Origin of the sequence: Curtobacterium sp. UNCCL20, assembly GCF_900101675.1 — a bacterium.
In the GTDB taxonomy this organism is placed as follows: domain Bacteria; phylum Actinomycetota; class Actinomycetes; order Actinomycetales; family Microbacteriaceae; genus Curtobacterium.
Map to the genome: position 1 here is coordinate 21,038 of NZ_FNKG01000003.1, position 21,196 is coordinate 42,233.

At 71.1% G+C, this 21,196-nt stretch carries 22 protein-coding genes and 2 tRNA genes; 20 read left to right on the forward strand and 4 right to left on the reverse strand.

The genetic code is table 11. The features are described 5' to 3' along the window. Positions 1-396: 396 nt before the first annotated feature. Positions 397-1,725 (reverse strand): glycosyltransferase, encoded by a 1,329-nt coding sequence (locus BLT36_RS13270; protein WP_175529644.1) that lies wholly within the window; start codon positions 1,723-1,725, stop codon positions 397-399. A 281-nt stretch (positions 1,726-2,006) separates the two neighbouring features. Between BLT36_RS13270 and BLT36_RS13275 the strand changes: the two genes are divergently transcribed. From BLT36_RS13275 to BLT36_RS13300, 6 genes are all read left to right on the forward strand, one after another. Then, positions 2,007-3,293: an ABC transporter substrate-binding protein gene (locus BLT36_RS13275; RefSeq protein ID WP_092095891.1), complete on the forward strand. Its 1,287-nt coding sequence runs from the start codon at positions 2,007-2,009 to the stop codon at positions 3,291-3,293. A 220-nt stretch (positions 3,294-3,513) separates the two neighbouring features. Further along, positions 3,514-4,491 (forward strand): carbohydrate ABC transporter permease, encoded by a 978-nt coding sequence (locus tag BLT36_RS13280; RefSeq protein ID WP_092095892.1) that lies wholly within the window; start codon positions 3,514-3,516, stop codon positions 4,489-4,491. Between the two features lie 50 nt (positions 4,492-4,541). Further along, a complete protein-coding gene (locus tag BLT36_RS13285; protein ID WP_175529678.1) occupies positions 4,542-5,399 on the forward strand; it encodes a carbohydrate ABC transporter permease in 858 nt (285 codons plus the stop codon). Between the two features lie 5 nt (positions 5,400-5,404). After that, a complete protein-coding gene (locus BLT36_RS13290) occupies positions 5,405-5,917 on the forward strand; it encodes a hypothetical protein (protein ID WP_092095896.1) in 513 nt (170 codons plus the stop codon). A gap of 20 nt (positions 5,918-5,937) precedes the next feature. Beyond that, complete coding sequence (locus tag BLT36_RS13295; RefSeq protein WP_092095898.1) at positions 5,938-7,023, forward strand: LacI family DNA-binding transcriptional regulator; 1,086 nt, start codon at positions 5,938-5,940, stop codon at positions 7,021-7,023. 251 nt (positions 7,024-7,274) lie between these two features. Further along, entirely contained in the window at positions 7,275-7,922 is a 648-nt protein-coding gene (locus BLT36_RS13300) for an MBL fold metallo-hydrolase (protein ID WP_092095900.1), read from the forward strand. Positions 7,923-7,946: 24 nt separating this feature from the next. Here BLT36_RS13300 and BLT36_RS13305 read toward each other — a convergent pair whose 3' ends face one another. Continuing rightward, positions 7,947-8,786 (reverse strand): DUF72 domain-containing protein, encoded by an 840-nt coding sequence (locus tag BLT36_RS13305; protein ID WP_092095902.1) that lies wholly within the window; start codon positions 8,784-8,786, stop codon positions 7,947-7,949. Between the two features lie 103 nt (positions 8,787-8,889). Here BLT36_RS13305 and BLT36_RS13310 point away from each other — a divergent pair. Then, a tRNA-Glu gene (locus tag BLT36_RS13310) sits at positions 8,890-8,965 on the forward strand. 72 nt (positions 8,966-9,037) lie between these two features. Beyond that, positions 9,038-9,110 (forward strand) — tRNA-Glu (locus BLT36_RS13315). Positions 9,111-9,196: 86 nt separating this feature from the next. Here BLT36_RS13315 and BLT36_RS13320 read toward each other — a convergent pair. Then, positions 9,197-9,781: a TetR/AcrR family transcriptional regulator gene (locus tag BLT36_RS13320; RefSeq protein ID WP_092095904.1), complete on the reverse strand. Its 585-nt coding sequence runs from the start codon at positions 9,779-9,781 to the stop codon at positions 9,197-9,199. An 81-nt stretch (positions 9,782-9,862) separates the two neighbouring features. Between BLT36_RS13320 and BLT36_RS13325 the strand changes: the two genes are divergently transcribed. The 6 genes from BLT36_RS13325 to BLT36_RS13350 all read left to right on the forward strand — a co-directional run bounded on the left by BLT36_RS13325 (position 9,863) and on the right by BLT36_RS13350 (position 13,281). Beyond that, entirely contained in the window at positions 9,863-10,282 is a 420-nt protein-coding gene (locus tag BLT36_RS13325) for a nuclear transport factor 2 family protein (protein ID WP_092095905.1), read from the forward strand. Between the two features lie 14 nt (positions 10,283-10,296). Next, positions 10,297-11,130, forward strand: coding sequence for an NAD-dependent epimerase/dehydratase family protein (locus BLT36_RS13330; RefSeq protein WP_254787688.1), 834 nt, complete (start codon positions 10,297-10,299; stop codon positions 11,128-11,130). Positions 11,131-11,223: 93 nt separating this feature from the next. Continuing rightward, positions 11,224-11,643: a RidA family protein gene (locus BLT36_RS13335; protein ID WP_092096487.1), complete on the forward strand. Its 420-nt coding sequence runs from the start codon at positions 11,224-11,226 to the stop codon at positions 11,641-11,643. Between the two features lie 122 nt (positions 11,644-11,765). Further along, a complete protein-coding gene (locus BLT36_RS13340; RefSeq protein WP_092095908.1) occupies positions 11,766-12,308 on the forward strand; it encodes a fluoride efflux transporter FluC in 543 nt (180 codons plus the stop codon). Further along, on the forward strand, positions 12,305-12,679 hold the full coding sequence (gene crcB, locus BLT36_RS13345) for a fluoride efflux transporter CrcB (RefSeq protein WP_092095910.1): 375 nt from the start codon (positions 12,305-12,307) through the stop codon (positions 12,677-12,679). Before BLT36_RS13340 ends, crcB begins: the two co-directional genes overlap by 4 nt. Then, positions 12,676-13,281, forward strand: coding sequence for a histidine phosphatase family protein (locus tag BLT36_RS13350; RefSeq protein ID WP_092095912.1), 606 nt, complete (start codon positions 12,676-12,678; stop codon positions 13,279-13,281). Before crcB ends, BLT36_RS13350 begins: the two co-directional genes overlap by 4 nt. A 9-nt stretch (positions 13,282-13,290) precedes the next feature. Here the strand turns inward: BLT36_RS13350 and BLT36_RS13355 are convergent, their stop codons facing one another. Continuing rightward, entirely contained in the window at positions 13,291-14,358 is a 1,068-nt protein-coding gene (locus tag BLT36_RS13355; RefSeq protein ID WP_092095913.1) for an FUSC family protein, read from the reverse strand. 214 nt (positions 14,359-14,572) lie between these two features. Here BLT36_RS13355 and leuC point away from each other — a divergent pair, with 214 nt between their 5' ends. From leuC to BLT36_RS13385, 6 genes are all read left to right on the forward strand, one after another. Continuing rightward, positions 14,573-16,114 (forward strand): 3-isopropylmalate dehydratase large subunit, encoded by a 1,542-nt coding sequence (gene leuC, locus BLT36_RS13360; RefSeq protein ID WP_254787638.1) that lies wholly within the window; start codon positions 14,573-14,575, stop codon positions 16,112-16,114. Beyond that, the gene (leuD, locus tag BLT36_RS13365) at positions 16,114-16,710 is read left to right on the forward strand and encodes a 3-isopropylmalate dehydratase small subunit (protein ID WP_092095915.1); all 597 of its coding nucleotides are present in this window, start codon (positions 16,114-16,116) and stop codon (positions 16,708-16,710) included. Before leuC ends, leuD begins: the two co-directional genes overlap by 1 nt. Next, positions 16,710-18,077 carry a UDP-N-acetylglucosamine 1-carboxyvinyltransferase gene (gene murA, locus BLT36_RS13370; RefSeq protein WP_092095917.1) on the forward strand — a complete coding sequence of 456 codons (1,368 nt, stop codon included), beginning with the start codon at positions 16,710-16,712 and terminating at the stop codon, positions 18,075-18,077. The genes leuD and murA overlap by 1 nt, the downstream gene beginning before the upstream one ends. A 5-nt stretch (positions 18,078-18,082) precedes the next feature. Then, positions 18,083-18,913, forward strand: coding sequence for a lysophospholipid acyltransferase family protein (locus tag BLT36_RS13375; protein WP_092095918.1), 831 nt, complete (start codon positions 18,083-18,085; stop codon positions 18,911-18,913). Positions 18,914-18,992: 79 nt separating this feature from the next. After that, a complete protein-coding gene (locus BLT36_RS13380; RefSeq protein ID WP_092096489.1) occupies positions 18,993-20,006 on the forward strand; it encodes an NAD(P)H-dependent glycerol-3-phosphate dehydrogenase in 1,014 nt (337 codons plus the stop codon). 38 nt (positions 20,007-20,044) lie between these two features. Next, entirely contained in the window at positions 20,045-21,127 is a 1,083-nt protein-coding gene (locus tag BLT36_RS13385) for a D-alanine--D-alanine ligase family protein (RefSeq protein ID WP_092096490.1), read from the forward strand. Positions 21,128-21,196: the final 69 nt, after the last annotated feature.

The window sequence follows — 21,196 nt, forward strand, 5'->3', positions numbered from 1 at the left end:
CGGCTGTCGTTCGACGCGTGCCGTGTCGCTCGTTGCGCACGCAACTGTTGCGTGTGCAAGTGGCGACAAAGCGGCTGTCGTTCGACGCGTGCGGTGTCGCTCGTTGCGCACGCAACGACCGGACTGGAGGCGCGAGGCGGGCTGGCACCGTGCCTCCAGGCCGTCGGCGCGCGCGTTCCGTGCGTCGTGTCGGTTCCATGCGTGTGCAAGAGGCGACAAAGCGGCTGTCGTTCGACGCGTGCGGTGTCGCTCGTTGCGCACGCAACTGTTGCGGGTGCGCGGAAACGACATCACCGCAGTCGTACGACTGCGGTGATGTCGCAAGCGCCCACAGAAGGCGCCCACGGCAGGCGCCCACGGCCGGCGCCCGCGGCGGCGGCCGCGCGGCGCCGCGCCTCAGGGACGGAAGCGCCCCTCCTCGACGTCGCGCCAGAAGCGGCGGCTCTTGAAGTAGGCGGCGGGACCGGCGGGGAAGCCCCGGAACTCGTGGTACGCCAGGGAGCGGGGGATGCGCGTGGTCGAGGCCTCGGTCATCGTCTCCGGCGCGGCGTCGCGGCGGCCGGCCAGACGGGTGACGAGCTGCTTCGTCTTGATCTTCGCGGCGACGGGCATCAGCCGGGTGAGCGCAGCGAGGTGCCGGCGGTCCTTGAGGATGAGCGCGCACATCAGCGCCGTGAAGCCGACGCCGTTCGAGTGCAGCTGGTGGTGCAGCCCCTCGAGGTCCCGGCGGTGACGGTGGTGCACGACGGCGCGGGGCTCGAAGCCGATGCGCCCGCCACCCCAGAGGATGCCGATGAAGATGTCGAGGTCCTCGCCGCCACGTGCGGGGACGCCGGCACCGAGGGTGTTGTCGAACCCGCCGGCCGCGTCGAACGAGGAGCGGCGGACGGCCCAGTTCGCACCGGCACCGTAGCCGCCGATGCCGTACACGGCGAAGTGCTTCCGGACGGTGCCGTCGGCAGCCACGGCGGAGACTCGGGCGTGCCGCATCGCTCCGGGGACCTCGTCCGGGATGATCGTGACCGGTTCGAACTGGCGCTCGCCGCTGAAGCCGCCGTAGTAGGCCTCGTACCAGATCTGCGCCGGGGTCTCGAGCTCGACGGGCAGGATCATGCCGGTGACCGCGTCGAGGTCGGGCTCGCGGACGAAGCGCGTGCCGATCATCCGGAGCCACTGCGGGTCCACGCGGACGTCGTCGTCGGTGAAGGCGATGACCTCGCCGAGGGCAGCGGCGACGCCGGAGTTCCGGCCGACGGAGCAACCCGGACGGCGTTCGGTGACCAGGCGGACCGAGCGGCCCTCCAGCAGGCCGGGCAGCTCGTCGACCTCGGGCAGCTTCACCCGGTTGTCGACGAGGACGACCTCGTGGCGGGGGTAGTCCAGGTGCTCGAGGACGTCGAGCAGCTTGCCGAGGTCCTCCACCCGGGCGACGATCGTGGACACGACGATCGAGATCATCGGCAGCTGGTCGTCGGGGACCGGTGTCTCCTCGTCGCCCGAGGCCAGTCGTGCGTCGTGCGCGAGCGGTGCGATGGCCCGCTCGGCGTCGGCCGGGTCCTCGGTCAGCAGCACGTCGAGGGTCGTGACCGGGTGCCCGTCGCGGTACCCGACGACGAGCGCGGACGAACCGGTCTCGTCGGCGACGAGCCGCGGCAGCGGAGCGTCCAGGTCGACGCTGACGACCCGGCGCGGGCCGGGCACGGTGACGGAGGGGGTCTGGGTCATGTCCCGGACGCTACGGGGGTGGATCGCGCCGGACAACGGCGTGAGGACGCGGTGGCGGGGTTCGTGCGGGGTTCCGCACGCGCACGACCGAGGGTGAGCGCTCACCCAGCAAGTCAGGGGAACTCCCGAGGTCACACTCAGGTCACGGACTTGATGCAACCGGTTGCAAAAGTCCATCGGCGGGCGTACGTTCCTCCACCAGCAGGCAGCGTCGCCTGCTCCAGGCAGCGAGGTCGTACCCGATCGACGCCTCCTGGTGATCTCGATGAGGAGACAACGCTGTGAAGACAACTCGCGCCAGGGTGCGCTTCGCCTCGGTCGCCGGGGTCGCCGTCATCGGCCTCGTGCTCACCGGCTGCTCGAGCGGCGGGTCCGCGAAGTCGGGCGACGCCCAGAACGGGCAGGACAGCCGCGGCCCGATCACGTACGTGCAGGGCAAGGACAACTCGAACGTCGTCCGACCGCTCATCGCCAAGTGGAACAAGGCCCACTCCGACGAGAAGGTCACCTTCAAGGAACAGTCCGACCAGGCCGACCAGCAGCACGACGACCTCGTGCAGCACTTCCAGGCGAAGGACGAGAACTACGACGTGGTCGACGTCGACGTCGTGTGGACCGCCGAGTTCGCCGCCAAGGGCTGGCTGACGCCGCTCACCGGCAAGATGAAGCTCGACACGTCGAAGCTCCTGCCGGCCACGGTGAAGACGGCGACCTACAACAACACGCTCTACGCCGCACCGCAGACCTCCGACGGCGCGCTGCTCTACTACCGCAAGGACCTCGTCAAGACGCCCCCGACCACGTGGGCCGACATGATGAAGGACTGCGACATCGCGAAGCAGGCCGGCATCGGCTGCTACGCCGGACAGTTCGCGAAGTACGAGGGCCTGACGGTGAACGCCTCCGAGGCGATCAACGGCTCCGGCGGTTCGGTCCTCAGCAAGAGCGGGACCCCGGACGTCGACACCAGCGACGCGAAGGCCGGGCTCGAGAACCTGGTCGCCGCGTTCAAGGACGGGAACATCCCGGCCGAGGCGATCACGTACCAGGAGGAGCAGGGCCGCACGGCGTTCGAGAGCGGCAAGCTGCTGTTCCTCCGCAACTGGCCGTACGTCTACAACCTCGCGAAGACGGACGGTTCCAGCAAGGTGAAGGACACCTTCGGCATCGCCCCCATCCCGGGTGCGGACGGCACCGGTGCCTCGACGCTCGGCGGCCACAACGCCGCGATCAGCGTGTACTCGAAGCACAAGGCGACGGCGCACGACTTCCTGGAGTTCCTCGAGTCGAACGAGACGCAGAAGTTCTTCGCGACGCAGGGCTCGCTGGCCCCGGTCGTCGGTGACCTCTACACCGACTCCGAGCTCACGGCCAAGCTGCCGTACCTGCCGACGCTGCTCGAGTCGATCAAGTCGGCCGAGCCCCGTCCGGTCACGCCGTTCTACCCGGCCGTGACCAAGGCCATCCAGGACAACACGTACGCCGCTCTGAAGGGATCGAAGAGCGTCGACGAAGCCCTGAAGGACATGCAGGCGGCTCTCAAGACGGCCACCAGCAGCGGGAGCTAGCGACCGCGAGCACGCGGCGTTCGCCGCATCGGACTGGAGGCGCGGGTCGACACCGCCCCGCGCCTCTCCCCACCGGCACGGCCTGGCCGCCGCTTCGCGGCGGCCAGGAACCGGCGGTGGGGCCCCGTCCTCCCCATCCTGCGTTCCGACACCCCGGCAAGGAGGCCGTCACGTGTCAGCAGCAACCGAGATCCCCGCCGCCATCCCGAATCCCCAGGGGATGGAACCCAAGCGCCAGCGGCGCAAGGGCGGACTCAACGCCGAGCACGGCCGGTGGGCCGTGTACCTCATCGGCCCGACGATCGTGCTCCTCGCCATCGTCATCGGCTATCCGGTGGTCAGCGCGATCATCCAGTCGTTCCAGCTCGACTCCGGCCTCGACAAGGCCACCGGCCTGTTCGTCCAGGGCGGCTTCGCGGGTGTCACGAACTACGTGCACTGGCTCGCCCAGCAGTGCGGCAACACCACCTGCCCGCCCGGCAGCATCGGCTCGCAGTTCTGGGTGTCGATGGGCAACACGTTCTTCTTCACCGTCGTGACGGTGCTCGCCGAGACGCTCATCGGCGTCTGGATGGCGATCATCATGAACCGCAACTTCAAGGGCCGCGCGCTCGTCCGTGCCGCGATCCTCGTGCCGTGGGCCATCCCGACCGCCGTCACCGCGAAGCTCTGGTACTTCATCTTCGACGCCAACGGCGTGCTCAACCACGTGCTCGGCCAGCAGATCCTCTGGACGAGCGGGGAGTGGTCGTCCCGGTGGGCGATCATCATCGCCGACACCTGGAAGACGACGCCCTTCATGGCGCTGCTCATCCTGGCGGGCCTGCAGCTCATCCCCGAAGAGGTGTACGAGGCCGGGAAGATGGACGGCGCGTCCACACTCCAGCGTTTCTGGCTCATCACGCTGCCGCTCCTCAAGCCGGCGCTCATGGTCGCGGTCCTGTTCCGCGTGCTCGACGCGCTTCGCATGTACGACCTGCCGGCGATCCTCACCGGCGGTGGCGGAGGTTCCGGCAACGCCACGACCACGCTGTCGATCCTGGTGGTCGACCAGATCCGGCAGGGGTTCAACTCCGCGTCGGCCCTCTCCACCATCACGTTCCTCGTGATCTTCATCGTCGCGTTCGTCTTCGTCCGGTTCCTCGGGGCCAACGTCGTGCAGACGCAGGCAGCCCAGCAGAAGGGTGAACTCAAGTGACCCTCGCAGCCGACCGCCCACGGTCCTCCGCCCGCTCGCGCGACGTCGCGGTGGATCGCTCTGCAGTGCGGATCCAGCGCCACACCGGCTCCCGTTTCCGGACCGGCATCCAGGCCGTGATCATCACCGTGTGGTGCCTGCTGCCGTTCTACTGGATGGTGGTGACGAGCTTCCGCGACGTCGGGTACACCTTCGACGCCACCCCGTGGCCCACGCACGTGACGCTCGACAACTACGCGACGGCGTTCTCGACGTCGCTCGGCAACCACCTCGGCCGTGCCCTGGCGAACAGCGTCTTCATCGGCGGCGTGGTGACGATCATCGCGCTGCTCGTCGGGACGAGCGCCGCGTACGCCCTGGCCCGCCTGGAGTTCAAGGGCAAGTCCCTCATCGCCGGCGCCATCCTGGCCGCGTCGATGTTCCCGGGCGTCGCGCTCATCTCCCCGCTGTTCCAGCTGTTCACGGACATCGGGTGGATGGGGTCGTACCAGGCACTGATCCTGCCGAGCATCTCGTTCGTGCTGCCGCTGACGGTCTACACGCTGGCGTCGTTCTTCCGCGAGATGCCGTGGGACCTCGAGGAGGCGGCCCGCATCGACGGGTGCACCCGGGTCCAGGCATTCCGGCGGATCATCCTGCCGCTCGCCGCACCGGCCGTGTTCACCACCGCGATCCTGGCGTTCATCTCGTCCTGGAACGAGTACCTCATCTCCTCCCAGCTCTCGAGTGACGCCACCCAGCCGGTCACCGTCGCCATCGCGTCGTTCGCCGGGTCCCAGCCCCACCAGGAGCCCTACACGGCGGTGATGGCGGCGGGCACCATCGTCACCATCCCGCTCGTGATCCTCGTGCTCCTCTTCCAGCGGCGCATCGTGGCGGGCCTCACCGCCGGCGGCGTGAAGGGCTGATCGTCATGGCACAGCGCGGACCCGCACGACCCACCGCCCGCATCGAGGAGGCGATCGGCTTCGTCGGGATGTTCGGGATCCTGTTCCTCGGCGTCACCGTGTTCTGCGAGGTCACCGGGCGACCGGCGCTCGGCTGGGCGCTCACCCTGCTGGTGTGCGTCGCCGGCGTCGTGCTCCTCGACCGCTGGCGGGTGTCGGTGCTCCGGCGCACGGCACCCGCCGACGGCATCGGCGGATCGCCCGCGGCCTCGGCCCCGGTGCGTCCGGGTCGGACCGCCGGGCGCCCGGCTGCGTCCGTCCGTGCCGCGGCCACACCGTCCGTGACGGCGCCGTCCGCGGACGGCCGCGTGCACCGCCACGTCGGGTGGGACGAGCTCGCGCCCGCCGGACGTCGGCAGACCCACGCGGCGCGACGCACGCCGGTGACCCTGCCCGCACCGACGTCCGCGACCGCAACCGCCCCGGCGCCAGCCCGGACCGGCCCCGTCACCGACGTGACGCGCCCGTCGGACGGCTGACGGGCCTCCAGGTCGTGGCCATGGGCATCCAGGAGATCGCGACCGTCACGGGCCTGTCGAAGTCCACGGTGTCCCGCGCGCTGCGGGGGATGTCGACCGTCGCGGACACCACGATCGACCAGGTGCGGCGGGTCGCCGACGAACTCGGGTACGTCCCGAGCTCGGCGGCGGCCGGCCTCGCCACCGGGCGACAGCGTGCCGTCGGGGTCGTCGTCCCGGTGATCGACCGCTGGTTCTACGTCAAGGCCCTCGGCGGCGTCGACGCCGAACTGCGGCGAGCCGGGTACGACCTCGTGCTGTACAACCTCGGCGGGCCCGGGGGCGACCGCGACCGGGCGTTCCGACGCTCGATGCTCCGGCACCGGGTCGACGCGCTCGTGCTGCTGTCACTCGTGCTCGACGAGACCGAACGGGCCGAGCTCGAACTCGCACGGCACCCGATGATCGTCATCGGCGGGCCGGCTGCGGGCCTCCGGAACGTCGGCGTGGACGACGTCGTGGTCGCCGGGATCGCGGTCGACCACCTCTGCTCGCTCGGGCACCGGGACGTCGCGTACGTCGGCGGGCAGGACGAGGCCGGGATGAACGTCGCCGTGCCCTGGCTCCGACGGGACGGGTTCGCCGACGCCATGGCCGCGCACGGGCTCGCCGTCCGGGAGGACTGGGTCCTCGACGGCCGTTTCTCGTTCGCGGGCGGGGTCGATGCTGGGCGGGTCTTGTTCGGAGACGACGGCGCGCGCGGCGGCATCCGCAGGGCCGGTGCGCGCGGCGGCAGCCGCAGTGCCGGCGCGCGCGCCAGCGCCAGCACCCGGGACCGGCCCACGGCGGTCTTCTGCGCCTCGGACGAGATGGCGCTCGGGGTGGTGCTCGCCGCGCAGCGGGCCGGGCTCGACGTCCCCGGCGACGTGTCGGTGATGGGCATCGACGGACACGAGTACGGCGAGGTCGTCGGGCTCACCACCGTCGCCCAGGACCCGGTGGCGCAGGGACGGACGGCGGCGCGGGCGGTCCTCGCCGAGGTGGACGGGGGAGTGCCGGAGCCGTTGGCACCGGCGCCCGCGCACCTCGTGGTGCGGGCGACGACGGGGGTGCCGCGGGGGCGGTGAGGGTGCGGCGGCCGCGGGTTGCGCTGGCGGACGTGGCGTGGCGGGTTGGCGGGGTGTGGCGTGGCGTGGTGTTGCGTTGGCGTGGTTCGGCATTGCTTCGCACAACCGAAGGAGGCAGGAACCGCGGCGAATCGCGGTTCGGACCTCCTTCGGTTGTGCGAGTGGTCCGCCGCCGCGCCGCCGCCGCGCCGCCGCCGCGCCGGCCCCCGCGCCGCCGCCCGGCACGCGCGCCGCCGCGTACCCTCGCCGCCATGGAGGTCACCAAGCTCGAACACGCCTGCCAGATCGTCACCGAGGGCACCGCCCGCCTCGTCATCGACCCAGGGAACTTCACCCGCCCGGTCGACACCACGGGTGTCGTCGCCGTCGTCGTCACGCACGAGCACCCCGACCACGTGACGAGGGAGCAGCTCGAGCGCATCCTCGCCGCGAACCCCGGAGCGGTCGTGATCAGCCCGGCCGGGGTCGCCCGGGCGCTCGAGGCGGACGGGGACGCCGACGGCATCGTGGTCGACGTCGTCACCGACGGTGACCACCGCACGGTCGGCCCGTTCGACCTCGCCTTCCACGGCACGCGCCACAACCTCATCCACCAGAGCGTCCCGATCGTCGACAACACCGGTGTGCTCGTGAACGGCCGACTGTTCTTCCCGGGCGATTCGTACACGGTCCCCGGCGTCCCCGTCGAGGTCCTCGCCGCACCCGTCGGAGCCCCGTGGCTGAAGGTCTCCGAGATGATGGACTACGTCGCCGCCATCGCCCCCGCCCGCGCGTACCCGGTGCACGAGGCCACCCTCTCCGAGATCGGGTACGGCATGCACACGGGTCGCCTCCGCGAGGCGGTCGAGCCGGCCGGTTCGCTGGTGGTCCTCGCGCCCGGTGAGTCGCTCACGATCTGAGACGGGTCTGCCTGGAGGCGCGGATCATCCCCGCCCGTCGACCCGCCTCCGCAGGCGGCTGGTCACGATGCGGTCGAGCGTGAGGGCGTCCCAGGGCGCGTGGCGCTCGGCGTCGTTGTCGAAGAAGACGTACGTGTCCCGCCCGGCCCGCTCGTGCTCGAGCACGGTCGTCGCCCACCGGCCGAGGGCCTGCGCCGAGTACCCGTCGTGGTAGGTCCGCGGTGCCCCGTGCAGCCGGAGGTACGCGATCGGCGCGCCGGTGTCGACCCGGAGTCGCGGGAAGTCGCCCGCGTGCGAGTCCACGAGCGCCACAGCGTGCTGGCGGAGCACCGCGACGTGCTCCTCGGTGAGGCCTGCCGACCGCACCTCGAGCGCGTGGTGGATCACCGAGGTGGGGTCCTCTGCCTGGACCGACGGGTCCTGCACCTTGTCGTCGTGCTGCTCCGCGAGGGTCGCCGCGGCGCCGTGGGTGCGGGGGAGCAGCGTGAGGAACGCGTCGAGCACCTCGGGCGTCGGCAGCAGGGCCTCGGGCAGTTGCCAGAGCACCGGGCCCATCGTGGAACCGAGTTCGAGCGGTCCGGACGCGAAGAAGTTCGCCAGCGCGGTCTCGACGTTCCGGAGCCGGAGCATGTGGGTGACGTACCGGCCGCCCTTGAGCGCGAAGCGGAAGTCGGCGGGGGCCGATGCGCGCCAGGCCCGGTACCGCTCCGGCCGCTGCAGCGAGTAGAACGAGCCGTTGACCTCGACCGTCGGGAACCGCTCCGCGACGTACTCCAGCCACCGGCGCTTCGGCACCCCGGCGGGGTAGAAGTCACCACGCCACGAGTCGTACTGCCACCCCCACAGGCCGATCCGCACCACCATCGATCCACCGTATTCCCGACACGGCATGGCGGCACACCCGGGCGACACACCCCGTTTTGGCAGGCCGCGGTGGCTTGTGCAATACTTGTCGAGTTGTCGGAACGGCCCCATCGTACAGCGGCCTAGTACGTCGCCCTCTCACGGCGGTAACGCGGGTTCGAATCCCGCTGGGGTCACCACAGGTGGCTTGCCACCGATTCCGACAACGAGCATGAGCCCCCGCTTCCGGGCGGGGGATTGCCATGTGTGACGGCCCCATCGTATAGCGGCCTAGTACGCTGCCCTCTCACGGCGGTAACGCGGGTTCGAATCCCGCTGGGGTCACACCGCAGCAGAAGCCCTCCGGTTCGCCGGAGGGCTTTTGTCGTTCTCGCCGCGTCCTTCGTGCGAGCGGGAGACGTCTCCGGTGTTCAGCGCCCGGACGGCGACAGCCCGGCCACGGATGCTGCGTTCTGGACGACGGCGGCGACGACCTCGCCCCGCGTGCGGTGCTCGGTGCGCACGAGCAGCGCGATGAGGTCGGCGCGCGTGGCCGCGAGGATCAGGTGTGCCGCGAGCTCCGGGTCGCCGTCGAACTCGAGCTGTCGCAGGGTCGACGCGATGACGACGTGTGTCGCGCTGTACCCGGCGGCCGCGTAGGGGCTGGTGGTCCCGTTCTCGTGCGCGAGGCTCAGCGCGACGGTGTCGATCTTGGCGTCGACGATCGCCTCGACGACCGCGAGCAGTCGTCGCTCCGGTGGGGTGTCGGGTCCGAGCGGTGGCGGCCCGGTCTCGATCGCCTGCAGGATCGGCGCCGTCCGCGCGGCGACGAGTGCGCGGATCAGCCCGTCGCGGTCGCCGAACCGGCGGAACAGGGTCCCCTTCCCGACGCCGGCGGCCGTCGCGATCCGGTCCATGGACACCTGTGACGGCGACTCGGCTGTTTCGAAGAGTGTGCGGGCTGCTTCGAGGACGGCGGTGTGGTTGCGTCGAGCGTCCGAGCGCATCGCTGACATCGTGAACTCCTTGCGGAAACGGACCGTCGGTCCGTATCCTGAAACGGACCAGTGGTCCGATTCTAGGAGGTTCCCGTGCCGATGGACACCGATGTGGACGAAGCAGTGCGCGGCGCACTGTCCGCCTTCGCAGCGGGGGACCCGCAGCCGTGGCTGGAGCTCCTCGCCGACGACGTCGAGTTCACGTTCCCGTTCGCTCCCGACCCTCGACCGCGGATGCTCCGAGGCAGGGACGAGGTCGGTGCGTACCTCCGGGGTGTCGCAGCCGCGGCGACGGACCGCACGATCCGCAGCCTGGCGATCCACCGGACCGCCGACCGCGACGTCCTCGTGGTGGAGCTGACGGTGCGTGGCACGCACACCGACGACGTGGGTGGCCGGACCACCAGGGACACGTCGTCCATCGCCGTCGTCACCACGCGGCGCGGACGGGTGACCGGCTTCCGCGACTACTGGAACCCCCAGGGCGGCCGTCTGGTCTCGGCAGGACCCGAGCTGTGAACCGGCCCGTGCGGGTGCTCGTCACGGGCGGGACCGGGAAGACGGGGTCAGCCGTCGCGCGACTGCTCGCAGAGCGAGGTGACGCGGAACCGGTGATCGCGAGCCGCAGTGGCGGGCGAGCCGGCGGTGCGCCGAGCGGGGTCCGGTTCGACTGGAACGACGAGGCGTCGACGATCCAGGCTCTGGAGGCGACTCGACCGGACGCCCTCTACCTCATCGCACCGCCGCGTGATCCTGACCCGTTGTCCGCCATGGGACCGTTCATCGCGGCAGCACGGGAACGCGGGGTCCGCCGAGCCGTGCTCCTCGGCGCGAAGCCGGTGGCGTCGGGTGACGCCGGGCTCGGCGAGGTCTACCCCGCGGTCGCGGACGCCTTCGAGGAGTGGGCGGTGCTGCGACCGAGCTGGTTCATGCAGGACTTCGTCACCGATCACCACCTCGCGGCGATGGTGCGCGCGGGCGTGCTCCAGACCGCGTCGACGGACGGTCGTGTCACCTACATCGACGCGGAGGACATCGCCGCCGTCGCAGCCGTCGCACTCACGTCATCCACCCTCGACAACGGCGAACTCGTCCTCACCGGCCCCGAGGCGCTCACCCCGGAGGCGGTGGCGACGACGATCGGCGGTGTCCTGGGACGGACGATCCGTGTCGACCACGTCACTGAATCCGCCCTCGCCGAGGAGCTCGCCGAGCGGCTGCCCGCCGGGCTCGCCGCGGCACTGGCCCACGCCGATGCCACCTCCTCGGGCGACCGCACGACGGACACGGTGGAACGCGTCACCGGTCGGCCTCCCCGGACCCTGGCCCGGTTCGTGCGCGACGAACGGGCCGCCTTCGATCGCTGAGCCGGACACCGACGATGCCGGGTGCGTCCGCGGGACGGACGGACGGACGGACGGTCGGTCGAACAGACGGACGGACCGTGCCAGGGTGGTCGTGTGACCAGCGCCGTCCGACTCATCCGATCCGACGCCCTCAGCGACGCCGCCGAGTACGCGTACGCCGCCACTGCTCCCGCCGGTGCACGGCTGGTGTTCCTCGCCGGTGCGTGCCCGCTCGACCAGGACGGTGCCACGGTCGCGGTCGGCGACGTCCGGGGCCAGGCGGCGCAGTGTGTCGAGAACCTCCGGACGGCCCTCGCGGCCGCGGGTGCCGGCATCGACGACCTCGTGCAGACCCGCGTGCTCGTCGCCTCCTCGCAGCAGGCCGACCTCGTCGCCGCGTGGGAGGTCGTCCGCGCGGCGATGGGCGACCACGACGTCCCGAGCACCCTCCTCGGCGTGACCGTCCTCGGTTACGACGACCAGCTGGTCGAGGTCGAGGCGATCGCCGCCGTCGTGGACGACCCGCTAAGCTGACCCCGTCGTCAGACCCGGCAGTGGGGCCTGCCGGACCCAACCGCGGTGAGCCGCCAACGGTCCCTATCCCGAGAACACCGCACGCGCGGAGACGATCTGGCGTGCTCGGCGATAGGAGCACCGTGCGCGACGATCCCCGACGACACCTCACCGACTCCGGCAGCATCCCCATCGACCCGGACGTCGAGGTCGACGAGACCGACACCCGTCCGGCACGGCCGCCGCACCTGCGTTGGGCGTTCCTCGGCGTGGTGGCGCTCGGCGGAGCGATCGGCACGGCGATCCGGGCGGTCATCGCCGAGGTGTTCCCGGCGCACGGCGGCATCAGCTGGACGATCCTCACGATCAACGTCGTCGGTGCCCTCGTCCTCGGGTTCCTGCTCGAGGCGCTCGCCCACCGTGGGCCCGACGTCGGCCGCCGGCGTGCCCTGCGTTTGTTCGTCGGCACGGGCGTGCTCGGCGGGTTCACGACGTACAGCACACTCGCCGACGACACCGCGCAACTGCTCACCGCTGGACGCTGGGGTGCCGGCAGCGGGTACGCGCTGCTGACCGTGGTGCTCGGCCTCGGTGCGGTCGTCGCCGGGCTCTGGCTCGCCGCGCTGCTCCGACCACGCCCCGGCGGCGACCACGGCGGCAGCGGTCGCACCGGAGGGGCCCGGTGAGCCCCCTCGAGCTGCTCCTCGTCGCGATCGGCGGCGGGGTCGGTGCCGCGCTGCGGTTCCTGCTCGACGGGCTCGTGAAGGCGCGGGTCAGCGGCTTCCCGCTCGGCACGCTCGTCATCAACGTCTCCGGATCGCTCGTCCTCGGGCTGCTCACGGGGCTCGGGCAGGCGGGCACGATCCCCGTCTCGGCGGTCGCGGTGCTCGGAACGGGCATGATGGGTGGGTACACGACGTTCTCGACGGCGAGCGTCGAGACCGTACAGCTCCTCCGATCCGGCAAGCCCCGGCTCGCCGTCCTGAACGGCCTCGGGATGCTCGTCGTCTCGGTCGGCGCAGCCGCGCTCGGCCTCTGGCTCGGAAGGAACTCATGACCTCGGAACGCCCCGGCGAACTCGTCCTCGTCCGTCACGGAGAGACGGAGTGGTCGAAGAGCGGGCAGCACACCGGCCGCACCGACATCCCCCTCACGGAGAACGGCATCGAGCAGGCGAAGCGTGCCGGACGGTACCTGGCGGACCGCAGCTTCGCGCTGGCACTGTCCAGCCCGCTCCAGCGTGCCCGGGACACCGCCCACCTCGTCGGCGTCGACCCCGAGCTCGACGAGGACCTCTACGAGTGGGACTACGGCGCCTACGAGGGCCTCACCACGCCGCAGATCAAGGTGCTCCGGCACGGTCCGTGGGACCTCTGGACCGACGGGGTCCCCGCCGGTGACACGCCCGGCGAGAACGCGGCCGAGGTCCGCGTCCGCGTCGAGCGCATCCTGAACCGCGCCCGCCCGGTGCTCGCCGAGGGGGACGACGCGATCGTCGTCGCGCACGGGCACGTCCTCCGCGCGCTCGGCGCCGCGTGGATCCGGCTCGCGCCGCAGGACGGTGCCGTGCTGAAGCTCGGCACGGCCACGGTCAGCACGCTCGGGTACGAGCACGGCCGCCCGGTGATCGACTCCTGGAACATCCAGCCGCCGGCCTGACGCCGGACGTCAGACCGTGCGGATGCCCGTGGTCGCGCCGAGTGCGCGGCCACGGCGCCGCTCGATCCCACGACCGACGACGAGCAGGGCGACGCTGACCACGGCGCCCAGGGTGGTCTGCGCGATGCGGTCGAGCGCGAGGAGCTCCGGTGCCTCGGGGAGGCTCAGCCACGAGACGGCGAGGGCGAGCGGCGTGAGGAACAGCAGCGTCACGGCGTAGTTCCGCGCGACGAAGATCTCGGCGAAGAACTGCCCGACCACGGCGATGAGGACGATCCACCACGCGGACGGCTCGAGCAGCAGGATCCCGACCGCGATGACGGTGCCGCCGATCGTGCCGAGGACACGGTGGAACGCCCGGACGACGGTGTGCCGCTGCCGGAGCGCGGGGAGCGTCGACACCACCGCGATGACGGCCCAGTACGGGTGTCCGAGCCCCGGGATCGTCTCGGCCACCGCGCCGGCGACGAGCGCCCCGACGACGTTGAGCCCGACGGTCTCCCACAGCGCGGGCGTCCGGAGCACCGCGAGGGACCGGTGCTTCCGGGGCGAGAGCGGGCGGAACCGGTGCGGTGCCCGCGGGTGGAACACCCGGCGGAGGACCGACCCGGACATCGCGACGAGCCACGCCCAGGCCACTGAGCACCCGATGATCGTCGCGACGAGCGGGACGTCGGCGGGCTTGACCGGGACGAGCGCGGACACGACGAACGCGAACACCGGGAAGATCGGCTGTGCGGGGATCGTCCGGAGCGCACTGAGGGTGCAGACGGCGACGACGAGCACGACGACGAGCCCCACGGCCTGCAGCCAGAGCGGCGACCCGAGGAGCGCGACCCCGATGCCGGCGAACATGCACACGGCCTGCAGGACGCCCGCGACCCCGGTGGTCACCGCGCGCTGCCGGTAGGGCTCTGTCGCCCCGAAGATCGCGGTGAACCCGGCGAACATGGCGAAGGCGGCGTAGCCCGGCATCCCGAGCGCGATGAGCAGGGCGAGCGGAGCGCCCCCGGCGATCGCGGCGCGTGCTGCGCCCTCGAGGTTGGTGGTCCGGGTCGAGTGCGCAGGTGTCGTCATGTCCCGACCATCTTCCCACCGCGACGGTCGTCGCCGGGCCGCGCCGTGCCTCCAGGCCGTCACGGGCACCGGCCGGCGGGCCGCGACACGCGTTGGTATACCAACCTGGTAGAGTCGGCGGACACGCCGCAGCAGCGGCGTCCGCAACGTCGCACGAGCGGCGTCCGCAACGCCGCACCAGTGGCGAACGACGAGAACGAGGGAGGCCGGGCCGATGGGAAAGACGCTCGCCGAGAAGGTGTGGGACGACCACGTCGTGGTCAAGGGTGAAGACGGCAATCCGGACCTCCTCTACATCGACCTCCACCTCGTGCACGAGGTCACCAGCCCGCAGGCGTTCGACGGTCTGCGCCAAGCCGGCCGTCCCGTTCGCCGCCTCGACCTGACGATCGCGACCGAGGACCACAACACCCCGACGCTCGCGATCGACCGCCCCATCGCGGACCCGACCAGCCGCATCCAGATCGAGACCCTGCGCCGCAACTGCGAGGAGTTCGGCGTCCGCCTGCACTCGCTCGGTGACAAGGAGCAGGGCATCGTGCACGTGGTCGGCCCGCAGCTCGGACTGACCATGCCGGGCATCACGGTCGTCTGCGGCGACTCGCACACCAGTACCCACGGCGCGTTCGGCGCGATGGCGTTCGGCATCGGCACCTCCGAGGTCGAGCACGTCCTGGCCACGCAGACGCTGCCGCTGAAGCCGTTCAAGACGATGGCGATCACGGTCGAGGGCAGCCTGCGCCCGGGCGTCACGGCGAAGGACATCATCCTCGCCGTGATCGCGAAGATCGGCACCGGCGGCGGACAGGGCTACGTGCTCGAGTACCGCGGCTCGGCGATCCGCGCGCTCTCGATGGAGGGCCGCATGACGATCTGCAACATGTCGATCGAGGCCGGTGCCCGCGCCGGCATGGTCGCCCCCGACCAGACCACGTACGACTACGTGCAGGGCCGCGACCACGCGCCCACCGGTCAGGACTGGGACGACGCCGTCGCGTACTGGGACACCCTGGCGACCGACGACGACGCGGTGTTCGACGCCGAGGTGTTCATCGACGCCGACGAGCTCGAGCCGTTCGTCACCTGGGGCACGAACCCCGGGCAGGGCGTGTCGCTGTCCGAGAGCGTCCCGGACCCCGAGAGCTACGACGACCCGAACGACCAGGCCGCCGCCCGCCGTGCACTCGAGTACATGGACATCGCGGCCGGCACCCCGATGAAGGACATCGCCGTCGACGCGGTGTTCATGGGGTCCTGCACGAACTCGCGCATCGAGGACCTGCGTGCCTTCGCCTCGGTCATCGCGGGCCGGCAGAAGGCGCCGGGCGTGCGGGTGATGGTCGTGCCGGGGTCCGCCCGGGTGCGGCTCGAGGCCGAGGCCGAGGGACTCGACAAGGTGTTCACCGACTTCGGCGCGGAGTGGCGGTTCGCCGGGTGCTCGATGTGCCTCGGCATGAACCCCGACCAGCTCGCACCGGGGGAGCGCTGCGCCTCCACCTCGAACCGCAACTTCGAGGGACGCCAGGGCAAGGGTGGGCGGACGCACCTCGTGTCGCCCCTCGTCGCCGCCGCGACCGCGGTGCGCGGGACGCTGTCGAGCCCGTGGGACCTGGCGACCGACGACGAGATCGCCGCCGCGACCGCTGCCGCGGCGACGCCGGCGAACGCGACCACCAACGCGAGCGCGCCGGCGAACGCGACCACCAACGCGAGCGCGACGGCCACCGCGACCACCACCACCGAGGGGACCTTCTGATGGACAAGATCACCACCGTCACCGGCATCGCCGCCCCGCTCAAGCGGTCGAACGTCGACACCGACCAGATCATCCCCGCGGTCTACCTCAAGCGCGTCACGAAGACCGGCTTCGAGGACGCCCTGTTCTCCGGCTGGCGGCAGGACCCCGCGTTCGTCCTGAACCAGCCCGAGTACCAGGGCGCCGCCGTGCTGGTCGCGGGCCCCGACTTCGGCACCGGTTCGTCCCGTGAGCACGCCGTCTGGGCGCTCCGTGACTTCGGCTTCTCGGTCGTCATCTCGCCCCGCTTCGCGGACATCTTCAAGGGCAACGCGGGCAAGCAGGGACTGGTCACCGCGATCGTGACCGAATCGGAAGTCGAGCGACTCTGGGCCGAGATCGAGCGGAACCCGGGTGTGTCGGCGACCGTCGACCTGGTGGCGCAGCGCGTGTCGCTCGGGGATGTGGACGTCCCCTTCGAGATCGACGCTTACACTCGTTGGCGGTTGATGGAAGGGCTCGACGACATCGGGCTCACCCTCCGTGACGAGACCTCGATCACGGAGTTCGAATCCCGCCGCTCCAGATGGCGGCCGAAGACATTGCCGGTGAAGTAGTGAACTCTCTCGTACAGGACGCAGCGGCCGCAGGGGCGCGCGTGGGCCTCAAGTCGGACGAGATCGTCATCCGCGGGGGCAAGCCCCTCGTGGGGCGCATCGAGGTCCGTGGGGCGAAGAACCTCGCGACCAAGGCCATGGTGGCGTCGCTGCTCGGTGACACCCCGTCGATCCTCAAGGACGTCCCGGACATCTCGGACGTCAAGGTGGTCCGCGGGCTGCTCGAGGTGCACGGCGTGCGCATCACCGATCCTGCACGAGGCGAGCTCATCCTCGACCCGTCGAACGTCGAGTCGGCGCACTTCGCCGAGATCGACGCCCACGCCGGGTCGAGCCGCATCCCGATCCTGTTCTGCGGTCCGCTGCTGCACAAGCTCGGCGAGGCGTTCATCCCCGACCTCGGCGGCTGCCGGATCGGCGACCGTCCGATCGACTTCCACCTCGACGCCCTCCGTGCGATGGGCGCGGTCGTCGACAAGCAGGTCAGCGGCATCCACCTGACCGCCCCGAACGGGCTGAAGGGCGCCTCGATCGAGCTGCCCTACCCGAGCGTCGGTGCGACCGAGCAGGTCCTGCTCTCGGCGACCCTCGCCGAGGGCGTCACCGAGCTCCGGAACGCCGCGATCGAGCCCGAGATCATGGACCTCATCGCGATCCTGCAGAAGATGGGTGCGATCGTCTCGGTCGAGCCGAACCGCGTCATCTTCATCGAGGGCGTGCAGTCCCTCCGCGGGTACACGCACCGCGCGATCAACGACCGGAACGAGGCCGCCAGCTGGGCCTCCGCCGCGCTCGCGACGAACGGCGACATCTTCGTCGAGGGCGCGAAGCAGCAGGAGCTCATGACGTTCCTCAACGTCTTCCGCAAGGTCGGCGGCGGGTTCGACATCCAGGAGGACGGCATCCGGTTCTACCGCGAGCTGGAGACCCTCAAGCCCGTCGTCATCGAGACCGACGTGCACCCCGGCTTCATGACGGACTGGCAGCAGCCGCTCGTCGTCGCCCTGACCCAGGCCGAGGGCCAGAGCATCGTGCACGAGACCGTGTACGAGAACCGCTTCGGCTTCACCGACGCCCTCAACGAGATGGGTGCCGACATCGTCGTGCACAAGGAGGGGCTGCCCGGTCACGACCGCCGCGTCGCCCGCCGCCCGTTCGAGCAGGCCGCGGTCGTCACCGGCCCGACGAAGCTGCACGCGGCGAACGTCCGCGTCCCCGACCTCCGCGGTGGCTTCAGCCACCTCATCGCGGCGCTGACCGCCGACGGCGAGTCGCACATCACCAACGTCGGCATCATCAGCCGCGGCTACGAGCACTTCATCCCGAAGCTGCGGAAGCTCGGGGCCGACTTCGACTTCGCGGGCTGAGCGCGGTGTCGTCTGCTCCGTCGTCTCCCGGTGACGGCCTGGAGGCGCGTGGCGGCTCCGGCGCGCAGGTCTCGACCGGCATCCCGGTGCGTGGGCGCCGGTGGCGACCCGGTGAGCTGAACACCGCGTTCCGCATCGTCGCGTCCGTCGTCATCCCGACGTTCCGCTTCTCGGCGCGCTACCACTGGCACGGGCCGAACCGCCTGCCGGCGGACGGCGCGTTCGTCCTGGCGCCGAACCACTTCACCAACATCGACCCGCTCGTGGTGGGTACCGCGGTGTACCTCAGCAAGCGCGCCCCGCGGTTCCTCGCGAAGGCGTCCTTGTTCAAGGTGCCCGTGTTCGGCAAGCTGATGTCCGGGATGGGGCAGATCCCGGTCGAGCGCTCCGGCCGCACGCGGTTGAGCGACCCGCTCGGCGGCGGCCGGTCCCTCGTCGAGCAGGGCGGTGCGATCATCGTCTACCCCGAGGGCACGCTGACCCGTGACCCCGACCTGTGGCCGATGCGCGGCAAGACCGGCGCGGTCCGGATCGCCCTCGAGAACGACGTGCCGATCATCCCGATGGCCCACTGGGGCACGCAGAACATCATGGCGCGGTACGGCAAGAAGCTCCGGCTGATCCCGCCGTCCCGGGTCGACGTGATCGTCGGTGACCCCGTCGACCTGTCGGCCTACCGCGGCCGACCGATCGACCAGCAGATGCTCGTCGAGGCAACGGAGCTCGTCATGCGGCACATCACCGCGCTGCTCGAGGAACTCCGGGGCGAGAAGGCCCCCGCGACCCGCTGGGACCCGGCGGCGAACAACCAGAAGGAGACTGGCCGGTTTGAGTGACCTCCGACCCCACGACGACCGACCCGACCCCGCCGTCGCCGCTCCCGGAGCCGTCGACACCGCCGCCATCCGGGTGGTGATGCAGTCCACCGACAAGCCGCGCGTCGCCGTCATCGGTGCGGGCAGCTGGGGGACCACCTTCGCGAAGGTCCTCGCCGAGGGCGGTGCGACCACCGTCGTGTGGGCCCGTCGGCCCGAGATCGCCCGCGAGATCACCGAGACGAAGCGGAACTCGGAGTACCTGCCGGGGATCAACCTGCCCCGGACCCTGACCGCGTCGACCTCGCTCGAGCAGGTGCTGGACGGTGCTTCGCAGGTGTACGTGTCCGTGCCGTCGCAGACGCTGCGGTCGAACCTCGAGGCCGTCCGCGCGCTGCTCCCCGAAGACGTGCCCGTCGTGAGCCTCATGAAGGGCGTCGAGAAGGGCACCGGGCTCCGGATGAGCGAGGTCCTGCTCGAGGGGCTCGGCATCGACCAGGACCGCATCGCCGTCGCGAGCGGCCCGAACCTCGCGCTCGAGATCGCCCGTCGGCAGCCCACCGCCGCCGTCGTGTCGTCGTCGTCCGCCGACACCGCGAGCGCGGTCGCCGCGGTGGCCACGAACCCGTACTTCCGGTCGTTCATCAACACCGACGTCATCGGCACCGAGTTCGGCGGCGTGCTGAAGAACCTCATCGCCGTCGCGATCGGCATCGTGGACGGCGTCGGCTACGGCGAGAACACGAAGGCCTCGATCATCACCCGCGGGCTCGCCGAGATGACCGACTTCGCGGTGTCGCTCGGCGCCCAGCCCTCGACGCTGTCCGGGCTCGCCGGGCTCGGCGACCTCATCGCCACGTGCCAGTCACCCTTGTCGCGGAACAACACCGCCGGACGGCTGCTCGGGCAGGGGTACCGCTTCGACGAGGTCGTGCGGCAGATGAACCAGACCGCCGAGGGCCTGGCGTCCGTCGCTCCGATCCTCGCCCTCGCCGCGGCGAACGGCGTCGACATGCCCATCGTGGGCCAGGTCGCCGAGGTGCTCGCCGGTAGGCTCGATCCGCGCAACATCGCGCCGCACCTCACCGAGACCGACGAGCCCCAGGGCGAGTGACCGGTCCGGCCGTGCCCACGATCACCGAGGGGACACCCATGTCAACGACCACCGTCGCCGTGCTGTTCGGCGGGCGCTCCAGCGAGCACGAGATCAGCTGCGTCACCGCCGGCGGCATCATGGACGTCGTCGACCGCTCGGTGTACGAACTCGTCCCGATCGGGATCACGAAGGACGGCGCCTTCACGCTGCAGTCCGACGACCCGGCGCAGTGGGCGCTCCGTGACGGTGCCCTCCCGGCCGTCCCGGACAACGGCACGCGCGTCGCCTTCCCGACCTCGCCGGCGACGAACGAACTCGTCGTCTCACACCCGGACGGCACGGTCACGACCATCGCCGTCGACGTGGTCTTCCCGATCCTGCACGGCCCCTTCGGCGAGGACGGCACCGTCCAGGGGCTCCTCGAGATCGCCGGCCTGCCGTACGTCGGCGACGGCGTCCTCGCGAGCGCTCTCGCGATGGACAAGCACGTCGCCAAGGCCGTGCTCGAGCACGCCGGACTCCGTGTCGCGCCGTGGACGACCGTGCTCCGCCGCGAGTGGGCAGCCGACCCGGTGAACGTCGCCGAGACGATCGCCGCGCACGAGTGGCCCCTGTTCGTGAAGCCCGCGCGCGCGGGGTCCAGCATGGGCGTCTCCCGCGTCGACGAGCCGTCGCAGCTCGGCGCCGCGATGGACCTGGCGTTCGAGCACGACTCGAAGGTCATCGTCGAGCCGCGCGTGGTCGGCCGCGAGGTCGAGGTCGCCGTGCTCGAGGGCCGTGACGGCGTCCCGCGCACCAGCCTGCCCGGCGAGATCGTCGTCGCCGAGGACGGTTTCTACGACTTCGCGTCGAAGTACCTCGGCGGCGACGAGTCGCTGCTGTGCCCCGCGCCCCTCACCGAGGACCAGACCGACGAGATCCGGTCGATCGGCGCCCGCGCGTTCGAGGCGATCGGCGGCGCCGGGCTCGCCCGCGTCGACTGCTTCCTCACCGACGACGGCTTCGTCGTGAACGAGGTCAACACGATGCCGGGCTTCACCCCGCTGTCGATGTACCCGCGCTGCTGGGCGGCATCGGGCGTCTCCTACGGCGAGCTCGTGACGGAGCTCATCGAGCTGGGGCGCGCGGCGGTCCGCTGACCGCACCACGGCCCGTGGCCGGTTCCGTACCGGCCTGGAGGCGCGGTGCCGGACCGACCCGTGCCTCCA